This window comes from Paraburkholderia sp. GAS42 (genome assembly GCF_050436565.1).
GTDB lineage: Bacteria > Pseudomonadota > Gammaproteobacteria > Burkholderiales > Burkholderiaceae > Paraburkholderia.
On record NZ_JBNDML010000012.1, the window covers coordinates 22,118 to 41,055 of the forward strand.

An 18,938-nucleotide genomic window follows, 5' to 3' on the forward strand; every position below is an offset into this window, starting at 1 on the left:
CGCGAAGTACGATGTCGCAGCGACACTCCGCCGGTCGGCTTGTCAACACTGGTTCACCATTCTAACGACAAACCCGCGCATACCGCGCGGCGGGTCCCTTCACCGCGCGACGCCCCGGCAGGTGGCGCCTGGAGCGGCACCTCGTGCCGCTCCGCTTCGGCCACAATGGGAAAGGTTCTTTTCGACGCACAGCTATGGTGTAATGCCGGCATGCAAGTAACCAGCCAGTTCAAGACCGTCGCGCTAGTCGGGCGCAGCAACACGCCAGGCATCGGTGAGCCGCTGACGGCGCTCGCCTCGTGCATTGCAAAGCGCGGCTTCGATGTCGTGTTCGAAGCGGAGACGGCCCACGAAATCGGCGTGACCGGCTATCCGGCGTTGCGTCCCGCCGAGATTGGCGCCCGCGCCGACGTCGCGGTGGTGCTGGGCGGCGACGGCACGATGCTCGGCATGGGACGTCAGCTGGCGCCCTATCGCACGCCGCTGATCGGTATCAATCATGGCCGGCTGGGCTTCATCACGGACATCCCGATTTCGGACATGCAGGAAATCGTCCCGCAGATGCTCACTGGCACTTTCGAGCGCGAAGAACGAACGCTGCTCGAGGCCCGCATTATGCGCGACGGCGAGGCGATCTATCACGCGCTGGCATTCAACGACGTGGTGGTCAACCGGAGCGGTTTCTCGGGCATGGCGGAACTGCGCGTCTACGTCGACGGGCGCTTCATGTACAACCAGCGCTCGGACGGGCTGATCGTCGCCACGCCGACTGGCTCGACGGCGTACGCGCTGTCGTCGTCGGGGCCGATCCTGCATCCGGAACTGCAAGGGCTCGTACTCGTGCCGATTGCGCCGCACGCGCTGTCGAACCGCCCGATCGTGATTCCGGACGATTCAGCGGTCAGCATTCAGATCATTTCGGGGCGTGACGTGAACGTGAACTTCGACATGCAGTCGTTCACGGCGCTGGAACTGAACGACACCATCGATGTGCGTCGTTCGCGCCATACCGTGCCGTTCCTGCATCCGGTCGGCTACAGCTATTACGCGACGCTGCGCAAAAAGCTCCACTGGAACGAACACCCGTCGCTCGCCGACGATCCGCAGACCTGAACCGGCCACCGAACGATCGAATGACCAGATGACCGACATGCGCGACCGCGCAGGAACGCAATAGCGCAACAACCAACCGCGCCGCCCGCTTCGAATTCGCCGCTAAAACAGCTAACCAGACCATACTCCATGCTTCGCCATCTCTCGATACGCGACTTCGTGATCGTCGCCGCGCTCGATCTTGAATTCGACAGCGGCTTTACGGTTTTCTCCGGTGAAACAGGTGCAGGCAAGTCGATCCTGATCGATGCGCTCGCACTGGCGCTCGGCGCGCGAGCGGATGCGAGCGTCGTGCGCACAGGCGAGTCACGCGCCGACATCACCGCCGGGTTCGCGACCCACGCGCAGGTCGAACGCTGGCTCGACGAGCAGGCGCTCGGCGCCGACGCAGAAGACGCGCACGGCAGCACGGTCATGCTGCGCCGGGTGGTCGATGCGAACGGCCGCTCGCGTGCATTCATCAACGGCACGGCGGCCACGCTCGCGCAACTGCGCGAAGTCGGCGAAATGCTCGTCGATATTCATGGGCAGCACGCGCACCAGTTACTGATGCGACCGGACGCGCAGCGCGAACTGTTCGACACGCATGCCGGGCTACTCGACACGGCGGCCAAAGTCACGCGCGCCTGGCGCAGCTGGCGCGAAGCAGCGCAAGCGGTGGAAACAGCCCAGACACGCGATCGCGAACTGCAACTCGAACGCGAGCGTCTTGCCTGGCAGCTCGCCGAACTCGACAAGCTCGCGCCGCAATCCGGCGAATGGGAAGAGGTCAACACCGAGCATCGCCGGCTCTCGCACTCGGCGAACCTGATCGAGGGCGTAGAGGCCGCGCTCGGCGCATTGTCCGAATCCGACGAGGCGATGATCACGCATCTCGGCTCGATCATCTCGAAGGTGCGCGATCTTGCCGAAATCGATCCTGCGTTGAACGATGCGCTCGCCGCGCTCGAGCCCGCCGAAATCCAGTTGCAGGAAGCGTCGTACTCGCTCTCGCATTACGCGCAGCGGCTCGAGCTCGATCCCGACCGGCTCGCCCAGGTCGAAAAGCGCCTCGAAGCATTGCATTCGATGGCGCGCAAGTTCCGTCTTCAGCCGGAAACCCTGCCCGAAGAACACGAAACTCGCCGGGCGCAACTCGCCGCACTCGATGCCGCTGCGGATCTCGACAGCCTCCGCGCCGCCGAAGCCAAAGCAAAAGAAGCGTATCTCGCCGAAGCAAAGGTACTGTCGAAGTCGCGCACGAAGGCAGCCAAAGCGCTCGGCTCGGCAGTCACAACCGGCATGCAGGAACTGTCGATGGCCGGCGGCAGCTTCGAAGCGGCGCTTGTGACGCTACCGGAAGGTGGCGCGCATGGCATGGAACAGATCGAGTTTCGCGTCGCGGGCCACGCAGGCGTACCGTTGCGGCCGCTCGCGAAAGTCGCGTCAGGCGGCGAACTGGCCCGGATCAGCCTCGCGCTCGCCGTGATCGCCAGCACGGCCAGTCCCACCCCGACACTGATCTTCGACGAAGTGGATACGGGCATCGGCGGCGGCGTCGCGGAAGTCGTCGGACGATTGCTGCACCAACTCGGACGCGACCGCCAGGTGCTGTGCGTCACGCATTTGCCGCAGGTCGCGGCGCGCGGCGATCATCATTTTCAGGTGGCGAAGGGCGGGAACGGCGAGGGCGGCACGACCAGCAGCGTCACGCCGCTCGACAAGTCGAGCCGCATCGAAGAAGTCGCGCGGATGCTGGGCGGCATCGAGATCACCGCGACCACGCGCAAGCATGCGAAGGAAATGCTGACGGCCTGAGGGCCCACCCCGCCGCCCTCACCCAAACACCCGCCGCCACAACCCGAGCACCGCTTCCCGCTCCGCCTTCACCTGCTCCGGGTCGACCCGCGCCTTTTCCATCCCGTCCAGACGCAGCCGGTGCTGCAGCTTGCGATACGTCCGGTAAGCCGCCCCCACTGTCTCCGCTTCTTCCTCGCTCATCAGACCGAAGCGCGACACCTCGCGCAGCAGCGCAATATTCCCTGTGTTGCGGATCAGCTCCGGATCACGCGCGGCGTGCAGCAGCACCCAGTACTGCACGGTGAACTCGATATCGACCATTCCACCCCGGTCGTGTTTCAGATCGAACAGTTCGGTCCGGTTCGGATGCCCCGCCGCGACGCGCTCACGCATCTCGACAATTTCCTTCGCGAGCAAAGCGGCATCGCGCGGCGTCGTCAGCACCTGGGTGCGGATCGCCTCGAACCGCGCGCCGATCTCCGCGTCGCCCGCACAGTAACGCGCGCGCGACAGCGCCTGGTGTTCCCACACCCACGCGGTGTTGGCCGCGTCGCCTTCGCGCAGCTGATAACGACGGAACGCGTCCAGATCGGTGACGAGCAGCCCCGATTCGCCATTCGGCCGCAAGCGCAGATCGACATCGAAGAGCGTGCCCGCGCCCGTTGCCATCGTGAGCCATGTGATGAGGCGTCGCGTGAAGGTGGCGTAGACGTCGGCGGCTGCATCGTCGGGGTCGTCGTAGAGGAAGATCACGTCGAGGTCCGACGCGTAACCCAGTTCCTTGCCGCCCAGCTTGCCGTACGCGATCACCGCGAAGCGCGGCACCTCGCGATGCCGTTTGGCGACCGTCTTCCAGACGGCTTCGAGCGTCACGTCGAGCACGGCGTCGGCGAGTTCGGAGAGCCTGTCGCTCACATGCTCGACGGTAAGATGCCCAGCCAGATCGATGAGCAGGATCCGGAATACTTCCGCCTGGTGCGCGTGGCGCAGCAGGTCCATCTGCTGCTCCACGCCGTCCGCCGCGGCGATCCGCGCACGCAACGTGCGCTTGAACTCGGGCCAGTCGAACGGGCTCGCGATGGCCTCGTCATCGAGCAGTTCGTCGAGCAGTTGCGGATGCCGGATCAGGTAACCCGCCGCCCAGCGCGAGCCGCCCAGCACCGACAGCACACGATGCAGCGCCACCGGATATTCCGTCAGCAGCGCGAGATACACGCCGCGCCGGCTCACCGTTTCGAGCAGATCGAAGAAGCGCGCGATCGTATCGCCGCGCCGCTCGGCCGGCTCCAGCGTGCGTGCGGCTTCGAGCGCGCGCTGCGCGACGATGTCGAAGCGCTGCCGGCTGCGCTCGGCGAGCCCCGTATAGCGCGACGAACGCCAGACGGCACGCAGCCGGTCGAGCAGCTCCGCCGGTTCCGCGACGCCCAGTTCGACGATGCGCGCGCGCAGCGCTTCGTCGGCGCTTTCGTCATCGAGCGCACTGCTCCAGACCCACACCGCCGCGCCGTCTTCCGGCGCGCCGCAGCCGCGCTGACCGTTCACCTTGTCGGCGAAAATCTGATCGAACTGCAGTTCGACGCGTTCGCGATGTCCGTCGAGCGTCGTCATCAGCGAGGCGTAATCGTCGAAGCCCATTGTCTTCGCGAGCTGCGCGCGTTCTTCGGGCTCGACCGGCATCGCGTGCGTTTGCGCGTCGCTGCGGTATTGCAGCCGGTGTTCCAGGTCGCGCAGGAAGCGATACGCCTGCGAAAGCTCGACGCACACAGAAGGCGCGATCAGCCCGTGCGCCGCGGCGTGCCGCAGCACGCTCAACGTCGGCCGCACGCGGAAACCCGCGTCCTGACCACCGCGAATCAGCTGGAACACCTGCGCGCTGAACTCGATCTCGCGGATGCCGCCGCGTCCAAGCTTGATGTCGTCGGCCTTGTCGGGACGCATCGACGCGCGGCGCTGCGCTTCCTGGCGGATCTGCAGATGCAGCGAGCGAATCGCCGCGATCACGCCAAAATCCAGATAGCGGCGATAGACGAACGGCGTGACGATCGCGTCGAGCTGCTTTGACAGACGTCGCGCCGCCTCGCTCTCGCTTTCCGACACGAGCCGGCCCTTGATCCACGCGTAACGCTCCCACTCGCGGCCCTGTACATAGAAATACTCTTCGAGCATGCCGAGGCTGCACACAAGTGGCCCCGAATCGCCATTTGGACGCAGCCGCATATCGACACGAAACACGTAGCCATCGGCGGTCACTTCGGCGAGCGCGGCGATCAGCCGTTTGCCGAGGCGCGTGAAGAAGTCCTGCGTCGCAATCGGCGAGCGCTGGCCGCCGGCCGTCTCGCCGTCCTCTTCGTAGAGAAAGATCAGATCAATATCCGACGACACATTCAGCTCGCGGCCACCCAGCTTGCCCATGCCGACCACGCCTAGCGTGAGGCGCTCGCCATCCGGGCCGTGCGGCTCGCCATAGAGCGTTTCAAGATCGGCGGACAGGACGGCCAGCGCGCGCTGGATCGTCGCTTCGGCGAGATCGGTCATCGTGCCGGTGACTTCGGCGACATCCGCGCGGCCCGACAGATCGCGCTCCATCACGGCGCAGAAGACCTCGGTGCGTAACTGGCGAAGCGCCTTTTTCAGGGCATCTTCGGTGAGCGGCACATCGGACGAGGCACGAAGCACGCCGGTCAACGCGTCGAGCCGCGCGTCGATCTGTACGCGGGTGACGGGCGCGGCAGCCAGTGCCGCCACGCGTGCCGCGAGTTCGGGTCGGGCCGTCACGGCGCGTGCCGCGTAGTGCGACCAGGCGGAACTCATCAAGGTGGATTCAGTCATCTAAGGTCTGGCTCGCTCGTTGCTACATCAATCGCGACATCGCACAACACGCACACCATGCACATCGCGCGGACAGGTTGAGTCCGGCGCAGCCATCAGCACGGCTTCAAAGGTGAGCTTCGCGCCATGTCATACCCCGTCGCAAGGCTTGCTGGCCGGACGTTTCACCCAACGCCCGTGGCCGCTGGCCCGTGTGTTACATTTCGTCGTCAGACCGCAAAACTACCATACGCCCACCCGTCGCAGCATGTCCGAGCCAAACGAATCCGCCGAGTCGCACGAAGCCGGACGCGCCAGGCCCAACAGCGGGAGCGACCATGCGGTGCTGCGCCATACGCTGCGAGTCGTCCTTGCGCTCGCGCTGGTGCTGTACTTCATCGTGGCGACCCTCGTCCTCGGTTTGCGTTACGCGGTCCTGCCGAACATCGATTCGTTCCGTCCGCGCATCGAAGCGGTCGTGTCCTCGAAGTTGCACGCGCAACTGAACATCGGCCAGCTTGCGCCGCACTGGACAGGCTTCCAGCCCGGCCTCGACATCACCAACGTCACGATCCGCGATAGCGACGGCAACACTGCGCTGACCATTCCGCACGCCACCGCGACCCTGTCGTGGAGGTCGTTCCTGCAATTCGCGCCGGTGCTCTCGACCCTGATCGTCGACAAACCAGACGTGCTGATCGCGCGCGGCACGGACGGCGTGCTGTCCGTCGCCGGCGTGCCGCTTCCCACCCGCCACACCGGTAGCGACACGTTCACCACCTGGCTGCTGCGTCAGCAGGCCATCGTGCTGCGCGGCGGCACGCTGCGCTGGCGGGATGCACGGCACGACGCGCCCGAAATCAAGCTGCACGACATCCGTCTCGCGATTCTCACCGACGGGTCCGATCACCGGCTCGCGTTACAGGCGCCGGCCGAGGGCAACGTGTTGCACGGCCCGCTCGACTTTCGCGCGAACTTCCGTCACGCGCCGCTTTCGGCGGCCGGCAAGCCGATCAACTGGAAAGGTCACGCGTATCTGTCTACCGGTCCGGTCGACCTGCCGACGCTCGCGCGCTATATCGATTTCCCGGTCGAAACTTTCGCGGGCCGCATCGATAACTCGATCTGGATCGACTTCGCTGAGGGCCGCATGACCTCCGCCGGCGGCCATCTGGCCGGCGCCAATGTATCGATGCGCGTGCGTCCGACGCAGCCGAAGCTCGACCTGCCAGTCGCGGATTTCATCTGGAACGTGGACCTGGCCAGCCGCGACTTCAAGTTGCAGTTGAGCGACCTGCATGCCGAACTCGGCCAGCCGCCGCTCGATGACGGCACGCCGGTCACACGCTCGCTCACACTCTCGACGCTGAACGGCCGTTTCCGGATGCCGAGCGTCCAGCACGGCCAGCTGATCAGCATCAATGGCGATCGCGTCGACCTCGGCATCCTCGCGGAATTCAGCCGTGCGCTGCCACTCCCACGCAAACTGTTGAACGAACTCGTGCGCTTCAACCCGCGCGGGATGGTCTCGAACTACGTGATCGAAGTCGAGCGCGACAAGCCCGATTCCGGCGAAGCCGCCGCCGAACATCGTCCGCCCGGCGCTGAACCGATCGTCCGTTACCGCTTCAAGGGCGACCTGCAGGGCATCAGCGTCGCCGCACAGGAACCGCCGCCGGGTCTCACCCTGCGGAACCACCCGCGCGCGGGCATTCCCGGGGTCGAAAATCTGTGGGGCAGCGTCGACGCGGACGAAAACCAAGGCGCCGTCACGATCGACACCGCCAAAGTCGCCGTCACGCTGCCCGGCGTGTTCGACGATCCGCGCCTGCTGTTCGACCGGATGACCGGCCACGGTCACTGGGAAATCAAGCCGGCCGCTCGAGGCGAGCAGCACAAGGCGTTCTCGGTGGTGCTCTCCGATCTCGCGGTTGCGAATGCCGATACCGCCGCCACGGTCACCGCGAATTACACGAACCCTGGCCACGGACGCGGCGCACTCGATCTGAAGGCCGTGTTCGATCGCGCGAAGGTGCCGCAGATTCCGCGCTATCTGCCGACGAGCATCAGCGAAAAGCTGCGTCTCTATCTCGGGCACGGTCTGCAGGGCGGCACCTCGCAAGGCGCGACGATCGAGGTGCACGGCAACCTCGATAAATTCCCCTACTCGCGCGATCCGACCGCGGGCGTGTTTCACATCGTCGCACCGTTTCGTGGCGGACGCTTCGAGCCGTCGCCCTGGCCGCCGCGAACGTTGAAGGACGGCACGCCGAGTGTCTGGCCCGCGTTCGATGGCATCGACGGCAAGTTCGAGCTGAAGGAAAACTTGCTGCGTTTCGACGTCGATCGCGCACACTACAAGCGCGTGGCGCTCGGCAAGGTCACCGGAAAGATCGACGATCTCGGCACGAGGGCGTCGAACCTCGTCATCACCGGCGACGGACGCGGTCCGCTCGCCGACCTGCTCGACTACGTGAATAACAGCGCGCTCGGCGGCATCTCGAAGCACGCCGGCGAGAAGGTCCGCGCCGAAGGACCGGCCACGCTCGCACTCAAGCTCACGGTGCCGCGCACGCCGAAGCCGCACATCGCGGTCGAAGGCACGATCGGCTTCCAGAACAACGCGCTGGTCATGGAGAAAGCGCCGCCGCTCTCGCGGCTCAACGGCAAACTGCGTTTCACGGAGCACACGGCGCAGACCGATCGCCTGTCCGCGCACTTCCTTGGCGGCGACGTGCATGCGAGTGGCGGCTACCGGCAGGACGGCACGTATGCATTCGATATCGCCGGCCGGATCGGTGTCGACGCCGCGCAGGGGCTGAACCTGCGCGGGCCGGCCACGCAGGTGCTCGCGCACATGAGCGGCAGCGCGCCCTATCAGATGAGCATTCAAGGCGCCAGAGGACGCTCGCCCGACGTCACGGCAAGCTCCGATCTGACCGGCCTCGCGCTCAACTTCCCCGCGCCGTTCAACAAGCCGATGGGCGAACCGATGCCGCTGCGCTTCACGTTCCGGCCTCCTTTGACGGGTGCGGCGGGTGGCGCATCCAGGTCGCCGCGGTCTTCCGGTTCCTCCATCTCGCCGGCTGCGTCCGCCTCTTCCGCCAGCCCCGCCGACGCCGGCCTGCAACGCGCCGACCTCACCTTCGGCCCCATCGCCGCCACTTACCTGCTGCGCCACGACCCGAAGCAGCCGCTGACGGTCGTTCGCGGCGCGATCGGCGTCAACAAACCGGCTGATCTGCCGCTGGAGGGCGTCACTGCCACGGCCGACGTCGAGCAGTTAGACGCCGACGCGTGGCGCGCGCTCATCTCGCAGATGCGCAGCGGCAGCAAGGACGCCATGCAGCCCGGCGTGCCGAACACAACGGCACAGCAGTTCCTGCCGACGCGCTTCGCGATCCATATCGGCACACTCAAGCTCCTGAAGCGCCACTGGGACGACCTCGTCGTCGGCGCGTCGCGGGACGCCGGCCGGTGGCAGGCGAACATCGGCTCGAACCAGGTGTCCGGTCACGTCTCATGGCTGCCGGGCGCGACGAAAGATTCGCCGGGTACCTTGCAGGCGCGCTTTGCGAAACTCGTGATTCCGTCGGCGACTGAAAAAGATCTGCTCGGCCGCGCGATGTCGGTGCCCGCGCAGAACATGCCGTCGATCGATCTGATCGTGAACGAGCTGATCGTGCGCGAGCGCAACCTCGGCCGGCTGGAAGTCGATGCGCACAATTTCGACGAAGACGGTGTGCCCGTCTGGCAACTGGACAAACTCGACATCAGCAATCCCGCCGCGACGCTGACCGCGACGGCGAACTGGCGCACCGATCAGACACTGACCAGCAATTCCGAACAAGAAGCGCCGCGTCGCACGGCGCTCGACTTCAAGCTCGACATCAAGGATGCCGGCGCGCTGCTCGAACGCGCCGGCCTCGCGCATACGATCAAGGCAGGCTCCGGCACGCTGTCGGGCAAGCTCGTCTGGCTCGGCGGCCCGACGGTGATCGATTACCCGACGCTCGATGGCACGCTCGCCGTCGATCTGCGTCATGGGCAGATCCTGAAGGTGGATCCGGGAGTGGCGAAACTGCTCGGCGTGATCAGCCTGCAAAGCCTTGCGCACTACGCGACACTCAACTTCCGCGACGTGATCGGCGAAGGCCTGCCGTTCGAAAGCGTGACGGGCACGGCGAAGATCGACAATGGCGTCGGCCGCACGGATAACTTCGAGATGGTCCTCGCGCCTGCGCGCGCCAACATGAAGGGCACCGTCGATCTCGCCCATGAAACCGAGGACCTGCGCGTGCACGTCACGCCGACGGTCAGCGCGGGCGCGGGCGTCGTGGTCGCCGCGGTCATTAACCCGCTGTTCGGTCTCGGTGCGCTGCTCGCGGACTTCGCGCTGTCGCAGTCGATCGAACACGCCTTCGCGATGGACTACGCGATCACCGGCCCGTGGGCGAAACCGCACATCGAGCGGGTCCGTGTCGATCGCGGTAAGATGAACACGCCGGTTCCGGCTGCCGTTGAGTAAGTGCTGATCGGACCCTGTCGCGGGCAGTTGCCGTGGCAGGCAGTTTGCGACGGTATTGCCATGATTTGTCCCCGGCGCGTTGTCAGGTACGCGGGGTCCGCGAAACCTGCGGAATACGCGCCGCCCAGCCGGGAGTCTTTCGAAACGCTCATGAGCGATCAACACGCCGAATCTCCGTCCTCCCTCGCGTCGTTCCGGGTTGCCGCGCTGCAGATGGTGAGCACGCCCGAGCGCGCCCGCAATCTCGCCGAAGCCGACCGTCTCATCGCCGAAGCGGCCGCCGATGGCGCACAGCTCGTGCTGCTGCCGGAATACTTCTGCTTCATGGGCTTCAAGGACACCGACAAGCTCACCGTCCGCGAAGCATATGGCGACGGCCCGATCCAGCGCTTTCTCGCCGACGCGGCGCGCCGCCACAAGGTCTGGATCATCGGCGGTACGCTGCCGCTGACCGCGCCCGAAGTGACCCGCGTGCTGAATACGACGCTCGTCTTCGACCCGCAGGGCCGTGAAGCCGCCCGCTACGACAAGATCCACCTCTTCAGCTTCGAAAAAGGCGAGGAATCGTTCGACGAAGCGCGCACGATCCGCCCCGGCGACGAAGTCCGCACGTTCGACGCGCCGTTCGGACGGGTCGGTCTGTCCGTCTGCTACGATCTTCGCTTTCCGGAGCTGTATCGCCGGATGGGCGATTGCGCGATGATCGTCGTACCGTCCGCGTTCACTTACACGACGGGCCGCGCGCATTGGGAAATGCTGCTGCGCGCCCGCGCCGTCGAGAACCAGTGTTACGTGCTGGCCGCCGCGCAGGGTGGCAAACACGAAAACGGCCGCCGGACCTGGGGCCACAGCATGCTGATCGACCCGTGGGGCGAGATTGTTGCAGTGCGTGACGAAGGCGCGGGCGTCGTAGCCGGTAATATCGAGCGCGCACGCATCGATGAAGTCCGCCAGAGCCTGCCTGCATGGCGACATCGCGTCCTGACGTTCACATCACCTGATCCAGACTGACCTTGAAAGCGCCGCGCCGACGATCCATCTAATGAACCTGACATCGACGCCCGTTCCGATCGAATCCTTTGCATTGAAAAGACCAGACCTCGCATGAATATCATCGAACCCGGCATCCGTAACCTCGCGACCGCCAAGGACGTGCTCCTCACGCCCTATGGCCTCGACGAAGGCGTTCTCACCCGCACGCTCGCGGAAATTTTCACGCATCGCATCGACTACGCCGACCTGTATTTCCAGGCGACGCGCAGCGAAGCGTGGAGTCTGGAAGAAGGCATCGTGAAATCGGGCAGCTTCAGCATCGATCAGGGCGTCGGCGTGCGCGCCGTGTCGGGTGACCGCACGGCGTTCGCATATTCGGACGACCTGTCGCCCGAAGCGATCCGCCAGGCGGCGCTTGCCACCCGGTCGATTGCGAAGGCGGGCGGCGGCAAGCAGAAGATCAAGGTGGCCTCGTCGCTGACCGGCATTGCGGGCCGCGACCTGTATCTGCCGTCCGATCCGCTGCATTCGCTCGACGCGACCGCCAAGGTCAAGCTGCTCGAACGCATCGAACAGATGGCGCGCGGCCGCGATCCGCGCATCAAGCAGGTGATGGCGGGCCTCGCCGGCGAATACGACGTCGTGCTCGTCGCGCGCAGCGACGGCGCGCTGGCCGCGGACATCCGTCCGCTGGTGCGCGTGTCGGTCACGGTGATCGCCGAGCAGAACGGCCGCCGCGAAATCGGCAGCGGTGGCGGCGGTGGACGCTTCGACTACGGCTATTTCACCGATCAAATCCTGTCGAAGTACGTCGACGACGCCGTCCATGCAGCGCTCGTGAACCTCGACGCACGCCCGGCGCCTGCCGGCGCGATGACCGTCGTGCTCGGACCGGGCTGGCCTGGCGTGCTGCTGCACGAAGCGATCGGCCACGGTCTTGAGGGCGACTTCAACCGCAAGGGTTCATCGGCGTTCGCTGGACGCATCGGCGAACAGGTGGCGGCAAAGGGTGTCACGGTGGTCGACGACGGCACGCTGCCGAACCGTCGCGGCTCGCTGAACATCGACGACGAAGGCAACCCGACGCAGTGCACGACCCTGATCGAGGACGGCATCCTGAAGGGCTACATCCAGGACACGCTGAATGCGCGCCTGATGAAGATGCCGGTGACGGGCAACGCGCGCCGCGAGTCGTACGCCGCGCTGCCGATGCCGCGCATGACCAACACGTACATGCTGAACGGCGACAAGGATCCACAGGAAATCATCGCATCGGTGAAGAACGGCCTGTATGCGGTGAACTTCGGCGGCGGCCAGGTCGACATCACGAACGGCAAGTTCGTGTTCTCGGCGTCCGAGGCGTACATGATCGAGAACGGCAAGATCAGCTACCCGGTCAAGGGCGCGACGCTGATCGGCAGCGGCCCGGAATCGCTCAAGTTCGTCAGCATGATCGGCAACGACATGTCGCTGGATACGGGCGTCGGCGTCTGCGGCAAGGAAGGCCAGAGCGTGCCGGTCGGCGTCGGCCAGCCGACGCTGCGCATCGATCGCATGACAGTCGGCGGTACAGTCTGATTGTCGCCTCAACGCACGTTTCGTGCATTTTTTTCACGTAACGTGCGGAATATCCGCATTTTTACAGGTCGATGCTTGTCACGCGCGCCTGAGCGGGTTATAAAGCCATTCAACCTTTTCGACGAGCGACACTTTTTCGCCATGTCTTCCGCCAAGTTTTACTTTTATTTTTTCTGGCATCTCAGACCGCTGGCGGATCGAGAGGGGTGTTAGTGCACGAAACACCTGGAATTCCCGAAAAACCGCCAGCGAGTCTGGCGGTTTTTTTTCGCCCGTCCGCTTTTTACTGATTTGACGTTGAACGCCTTTGAGTTTCGTTTGCCGCGGTCTTGAGATCTTTCCCGCGCGAACACGCTACGAACTGAATCCTGGAGAACAAGCATGCCCCCGCACAATACCGACGATGTCCGCATTCGAGAATTGAAAGAACTGACGCCGCCGGCGCACCTGATCCGCGAATTCTCACTCGACGAAAACGTGTCGAACACGATCTACAACGCGCGTCAGTCGATGCATCGCATCCTGCACGGCATGGAAGACCGCCTGATCGTCGTCATCGGACCCTGCTCGATTCACGACACGAAGGCCGCGCTCGAATACGCCGGTCGTCTGATCGAGCAGCGCAAGCGCTTCGCGGGCGAACTCGAGATCGTGATGCGCGTGTACTTCGAAAAGCCGCGCACGACGGTGGGCTGGAAGGGTCTCATCAACGACCCGTACATGGACAACAGCTTCAAGATCAACGACGGCCTGCGTACCGCGCGCGAACTGCTGCTGAGAATCAACGAACTCGGCCTGCCGGCGGGCACCGAATACCTCGACATGATCAGCCCGCAGTACATCGCCGATCTGATCTCGTGGGGCGCGATCGGCGCGCGTACGACCGAATCGCAGGTGCACCGCGAACTGGCTTCGGGCCTGTCGTGCCCGGTCGGCTTCAAGAACGGCACGGACGGCAACGTGAAGATCGCCGTCGATGCGATCAAGGCCGCGTCGCAGCCGCACCATTTCCTGTCGGTGACGAAGGGCGGCCATTCGGCGATCGTATCGACGGCCGGCAATGAGGATTGCCACATCATCCTGCGCGGCGGCAAGGCGCCGAACTACGACGCGGAAAGCGTAAACGCCGCGTGCGCCGACATCGGCAAGGCCGGTCTTGCTGCGCGCCTGATGATCGACGCGAGCCACGCGAACAGCTCGAAGAAGCACGAGAACCAGATTCCGGTGTGCGCGGACATCGGCAGCCAGATCGCTGCCGGCGACGAGCGGATCGTCGGCGTGATGGTCGAATCGCATCTGGTGGCGGGCCGCCAGGACCTGCAGGAAGGCTGCGAGCTGACGTACGGTCAGAGCGTCACCGATGCATGTATCGGCTGGGACGAAAGCATCGGCGTGCTCGAGGGCCTCGCCGAATCGGTCAAGCAGCGACGCGTCGCGCGCGGGAGCGGGAATTAAGCGCTGGCTGTATGTTTTATCTTTGCTGAAGGGGCTCGCTTGAACCTGCTTCTGGCTATCCATGCCGCCCGGTTGCTCAAACCCGGCGGCATTTTTTTCGGGCGCTGATCGCGTGCGCCCTACATCAAATTTGTGACGGTTCGAATCGTTCGTCCTTTTATGTCCGCTGCTTCGCGCGCCACGTCGCCCAGGATTCGTCCTATGCCGAAAAGCCTGTTGCGACGCAAAAGGATTTGATCGAGTATCTGGAGTGTTGTCGCACGTACCGGTTCGCCCGGTCGCGGTTCCGCTATCCTGCTGATCCGCCGTTTTATTTCCCGCCCAGAGCGTCCCGCAGGCCGCTTCCGACGCTCTCCCGAACATTGTTTTCGGAGATCTCATGAAAATCGAACAAGTACGCGAAACCGCATTCTCGATGCCGCTGACGAGCCCGGCCTACCCGATCGGGCCGTACCGGTTCGTCAATCGTGAATTCATGATCATCACGTACCGCACCGATATCGAGAAGCTGCGCGCGCTCGTGCCGGAGCCGCTCGAGGTCTACACCGATCTCGTCCATTACGAGTTCATCCGGATGCCGGATTCCACAGGCTTCGGCGATTACACGGAAAGCGGCCAGGTCATCCCGGTCAAATTCAACGGCAAGGCCGGCGCGTACACGCACGCGATGTATCTGGACGATCACCCGCCGATCGCCGGCGGTCGCGAGTTGTGGGGCTTTCCGAAGAAGCTCGCGTCACCGAAACTGGAGACCCATATCGACGTGCTGGTCGGCACGCTCGATTTCGGCCCGGTGCGCGTCGCGACGGGCACGATGGGCTACAAGCACACCGCGCTCGATGCCGAAGCCGAACGCGTCAAGATGAGCGGCGACAACTATCTGCTGAAGATCATTCCGCATGTGGATGGCACGCCGCGCATCTGCGAGATCGTCCGCTACCACCTGAAGGACATTCACGTCAAAGGCGCGTGGAGCGGCCCGGCTTCGCTGACGCTCTCGTCGCACGCGCTTGCCCCGGTGGGCGACCTGCCGGTGCTGGAGATCGTCGAGGCGCGGCACATCATCGCCGACCTCACGCTGGCGCTGGGCGAAGTGGCATTCGATTACCTGTCGGCCGATCAGGAGAGCCGCTGAGTCACACGTTCCAGAAGACGGTACGCCGGGCAGACCGGCTCGCTTAACAACGAGGCAAAAAATGGCGACCCAGACAAACCACACTCCGCCTCCGCTCAACGAGACGGTCTCGCAGCACTACGAAACCGTGGCGCTCGTCCTGCAGGGCGGCGGCGCGCTCGGCTCCTATCAGGCCGGCGTCTATGAAGGGCTCGCCGAGGTTGGCATTCATCCCAACTGGGTCGCGGGCATCTCGATCGGCGCATTGAATACGGCAATCATCGCGGGCAATGCACCCGAGAAACGCGTCGATGCGTTGAAGCAGTTCTGGACCACGATCTGCCAGCCAGCGTTCCCGCTGCATTTCTGGCCGGCCGAGCTCGAAACCCGCCTGTACGGCATATCCGACTCCTATCGACAGGCGTTTTCCTCGTTTTATGCGACCCGGGCGCTGCTGGATGGCCAGAAGGGCTTTTTCAAGCCACGCTTTCCGCCACCGGTCGGGCCGCAATCGCTCAAGGTGACCGAAGCCAGCTATTACGACACACGTGCGCTGAAGGGCACGCTCGAGCGGTTTGCCGATTTCGACCGGATCAATCACGGCGGCACGCGCGTGTGCGTGGGCGCCGCGAATGTGGCAACGGGCAACCTGACGTTCTTCGATAATGCGCACCTCACGTTGCGGCCGGAACACTTCATGGCGTCCGGCTCGCTGCCGCCGGGCTTTCCGGCCGTCGAAGTGGACGGACAGTTCTACTGGGACGGCGGCCTCATTTCCAACACGCCGCTGTCGGAGGTACTGGGGCAAACGCCGCGGCGCGACACGCTCGCCTTCCAGGTCGATCTGTGGAGCGCACAAGGCGCCCTGCCGTCGAACATGGGACAGGTCGACGACCGGACGAAAGACATCCAGTATTCCAGCCGGACGCGAGCCGTTACCCATGACGTGCGTCGCACGCAGTTGCTGCGTCGGACGCTTCGCGAGGTGTTGCGTCACGTGAGCCCGGAAGCACTCGAAAACGACCCGTGGTGCAAGATCGCCGCGCAGATGTCGACAGACAAGCGCTACAACGTCGTGCAACTGATCTACAAGGACAAGCCGTTCGAAAACCAGTTCAAGGACTTCCAGTTCGGCTTCAATACGATGCTGGACCACTGGTCGACGGGTCTTGCCGATATTCGCGAAACGCTCGCTCACCCCGAGTGGCTCGATCTGCCGGAGAACGAAGCGGGATTCGCGTCACGGGATGTGCACGCGCCGACGAGCAGCGACCGGCTCGGGCCGAAGTCGAAGGTGGAGCGCGAAGCGGGAATCTGAAGGGCGGCGTTCCGGTCTGCGCGTCGATCGAAGTCGCAAGCGAACCGATCGGCAAGCCGGCCGGGCGCCATTTCAGCGCTTATCCCTCATGCTGCTCACGTCGATTTGCGATCGTGCTCCCACAGCACGTCCGTGCCACCATCGGCGCGGTTCATCACGCGCGCGAGCACGAACAGCAGATCGGAAAGCCGGTTCACGTACTGACGTGGCGCCGCGTTGATCGTCTCAGTCTGGCCGAGCGCCACGATCGACCGCTCGGCCCGGCGACATACTGTCCGGCAGACATGCGCCACGGCCGCGGCGCGCGAACCGCCTGGCAGGATGAACTCCTTCAGCGGCGGCAAGGTTGCGTTGTAATGGGCGAGCCACACGTCGAGTTGCGCAAGCTGCGCGTCGACAATCATCGTGTGGCCAGGAACACAGAGCTCGCCGCCGAGATCGAACAGATCGTGCTGGATCGCGAACAGCGCCTTCCGCACGTCGTCGGGCAACGCTTCGCACAGCAGCACACCGAGGTTCGAATTCAGCTCATCGACGTCGCCAATGGCGGCAATCCGCGCGTCGTCCTTGCGCACGCGCCGGCCGTCGCCGAGACCGGTGGTGCCGTCGTCGCCTGTCCGGGTGGCGATTTTGCTCAGGCGGTAGCCCATGATGTCTTCCTTGATGTGGTGACGATGCGGTCACGATCCACTGATAATGCGCTACCTCACGCCAGCGGGCACGTGCGGCCATCGCGCCATTATAGGTTTGTCAGCCGCGACCCGCGCCAGGCGGGTGATCGGCGTAAAATGGGCTGCATCAATAGAACAACCCGTCCGCTTTCAGGAGACTCGCGTGAATCATCCTGTGCCCCCGGCACCGTTGCGCCGCCCGTTCCCCGCGGACCTGATGGTTGCGCTCAAGTCCGCGTTCTCCGAGCGCGCTTCGACATCCGACGCCGTGCGCGCCCATCACGGTCGCGACGAATCCCCGTTCGATCCGCAACTGCCCGACGCCGTCGTCTACGCGCGCACGACCGAAGAAGTACAGACCATCGTCAAGCTCTGTGCACAGCACGACGTGCCGGTGATTCCGTACGGCAACGGCTCATCGCTCGAAGGACATCTGCTTGCCGTCCAGGGCGGCGTGTCGATCGACCTGTCGGAGATGAATCATGTGTTGTCGATCAACGCAGAAGACCTCACCGTCACCGTCGAGCCAGGCATTTCGCGCAAGCAGTTGAACGAAGCGTTGCGCGATACCGGCCTTTTCTTCCCGATTGATCCGGGCGCGGACGCGAGCATCGGCGGCATGTCGGCAACGCGTGCTTCGGGCACCAACGCCGTGCGCTACGGCACGATGCGCGAGAACGTGCTCGGCCTGACCGTCGTGCTCGCCGACGGCCGCATCATCAAGACCGGCACGCGGGCACGCAAATCGTCGGCGGGTTACGACCTGACGCGCCTCTTTGTAGGCTCGGAAGGCACGCTCGGCGTCATCACCGAAATCACCGTGCGGCTCTATCCACAGCCGGAAGCGGTGTCGGCTGCGGTGTGCACGTTTCCGTCGATGGGTGATGCGGTGCGTGCCGTCATCGAAACGATCCAGATCGGCGTGCCGATCGCACGCGTCGAGTTCGTCGATTCGCTCGCGATCCGCTCGATCAACCGTCATTCGAACCTGACGCTGCGCGAAGCGCCCACACTCTTCTTCGAATTCCACGGCACTGAAGCTGGCGTCAAGGAACAGGCCGAACTCGTTCAGGACATCGCCGCGCAGAACCACGGTGAAGGCTTCGAATGGGCGACGCGTCCGGAAGACCGCAACCGTCTGTGGAACGCGCGACACAACGCCTACTTCGCCATGCTGCAACTGAAGCCCGGCTGCCGCGCAGTCACGACCGATGTCTGCGTGCCGATCTCGCGTCTCGCGGAGTGTGTCGTCGAAACCGAGCAGGACCTGAAGGAATCGCCGCTGCCCTGCCCGATCGTCGGCCACGTTGGCGACGGCAATTTTCACGTCGCGATCCTGATCGATCCGAACAGGCCGGAAGAACTCGTCGAAGCCGAGCGCCTGAACCATCGCATCGTCGAGCGCGCGCTGCGCATGGACGGCACCTGTACCGGCGAACATGGCGTCGGTCTGCACAAGATGGGTTTTCTTCTCGAGGAACACGGCGAAGATACGGTCGACACGATGCGCGCAATCAAGCACGCGCTCGACCCGCGCAATCTGATGAACCCGGGCAAGATTTTTTCCTGGGCAGCATGACC

11 protein-coding genes are annotated in these 18,938 nt (G+C 64.4%); 9 read left to right on the forward strand and 2 right to left on the reverse strand.

Annotated features, from left to right (window positions below):
- The first annotated feature begins 165 nt into the window (after positions 1-165).
- Together P3T16_RS18545 and recN are read left to right on the forward strand one after the other, a co-directional pair.
- Positions 166-1,113, forward strand: a complete 948-nt coding sequence (locus tag P3T16_RS18545) for an NAD kinase (RefSeq protein ID WP_429343373.1) — start codon at positions 166-168, stop codon at positions 1,111-1,113.
- A gap of 129 nt (positions 1,114-1,242) precedes the next feature.
- Positions 1,243-2,910, forward strand: coding sequence for a DNA repair protein RecN (recN, locus tag P3T16_RS18550; protein WP_429343374.1), 1,668 nt, complete (start codon positions 1,243-1,245; stop codon positions 2,908-2,910).
- An 18-nt stretch (positions 2,911-2,928) separates the two neighbouring features.
- On the opposite strand, the gene glnE is transcribed toward recN, so the two are convergent.
- Entirely contained in the window at positions 2,929-5,721 is a 2,793-nt protein-coding gene (glnE, locus tag P3T16_RS18555) for a bifunctional [glutamate--ammonia ligase]-adenylyl-L-tyrosine phosphorylase/[glutamate--ammonia-ligase] adenylyltransferase (RefSeq protein ID WP_429343375.1), read from the reverse strand.
- Between the two features lie 247 nt (positions 5,722-5,968).
- On the opposite strand from glnE, the gene P3T16_RS18560 reads away from it, so the two are divergent.
- From P3T16_RS18560 to P3T16_RS18585, 6 genes are all read left to right on the forward strand, one after another.
- The gene (locus tag P3T16_RS18560) at positions 5,969-10,228 is read left to right on the forward strand and encodes a YhdP family protein (RefSeq protein ID WP_429343376.1); all 4,260 of its coding nucleotides are present in this window, start codon (positions 5,969-5,971) and stop codon (positions 10,226-10,228) included.
- Between the two features lie 150 nt (positions 10,229-10,378).
- Positions 10,379-11,239, forward strand: coding sequence for a carbon-nitrogen hydrolase family protein (locus tag P3T16_RS18565; protein WP_429343377.1), 861 nt, complete (start codon positions 10,379-10,381; stop codon positions 11,237-11,239).
- Between the two features lie 93 nt (positions 11,240-11,332).
- On the forward strand, positions 11,333-12,799 hold the full coding sequence (gene tldD / locus P3T16_RS18570; RefSeq protein WP_429255386.1) for a metalloprotease TldD: 1,467 nt from the start codon (positions 11,333-11,335) through the stop codon (positions 12,797-12,799).
- 381 nt (positions 12,800-13,180) lie between these two features.
- On the forward strand, positions 13,181-14,254 hold the full coding sequence (gene aroG, locus P3T16_RS18575; RefSeq protein ID WP_429343378.1) for a 3-deoxy-7-phosphoheptulonate synthase AroG: 1,074 nt from the start codon (positions 13,181-13,183) through the stop codon (positions 14,252-14,254).
- Positions 14,255-14,633: 379 nt separating this feature from the next.
- On the forward strand, positions 14,634-15,389 hold the full coding sequence (locus P3T16_RS18580; RefSeq protein WP_429255389.1) for an acetoacetate decarboxylase: 756 nt from the start codon (positions 14,634-14,636) through the stop codon (positions 15,387-15,389).
- A gap of 61 nt (positions 15,390-15,450) precedes the next feature.
- Positions 15,451-16,686 (forward strand): DUF3734 domain-containing protein, encoded by a 1,236-nt coding sequence (locus tag P3T16_RS18585; RefSeq protein ID WP_429343379.1) that lies wholly within the window; start codon positions 15,451-15,453, stop codon positions 16,684-16,686.
- A 95-nt stretch (positions 16,687-16,781) separates the two neighbouring features.
- Here the strand turns inward: P3T16_RS18585 and P3T16_RS18590 are convergent, their stop codons facing one another.
- Positions 16,782-17,336, reverse strand: coding sequence for a cob(I)yrinic acid a,c-diamide adenosyltransferase (locus tag P3T16_RS18590; protein ID WP_429343380.1), 555 nt, complete (start codon positions 17,334-17,336; stop codon positions 16,782-16,784).
- A gap of 184 nt (positions 17,337-17,520) precedes the next feature.
- Between P3T16_RS18590 and P3T16_RS18595 the strand changes: the two genes are divergently transcribed.
- Positions 17,521-18,936, forward strand: a complete 1,416-nt coding sequence (locus P3T16_RS18595) for an FAD-binding oxidoreductase (protein ID WP_429343381.1) — start codon at positions 17,521-17,523, stop codon at positions 18,934-18,936.
- Positions 18,937-18,938 lie beyond the last annotated feature (2 nt).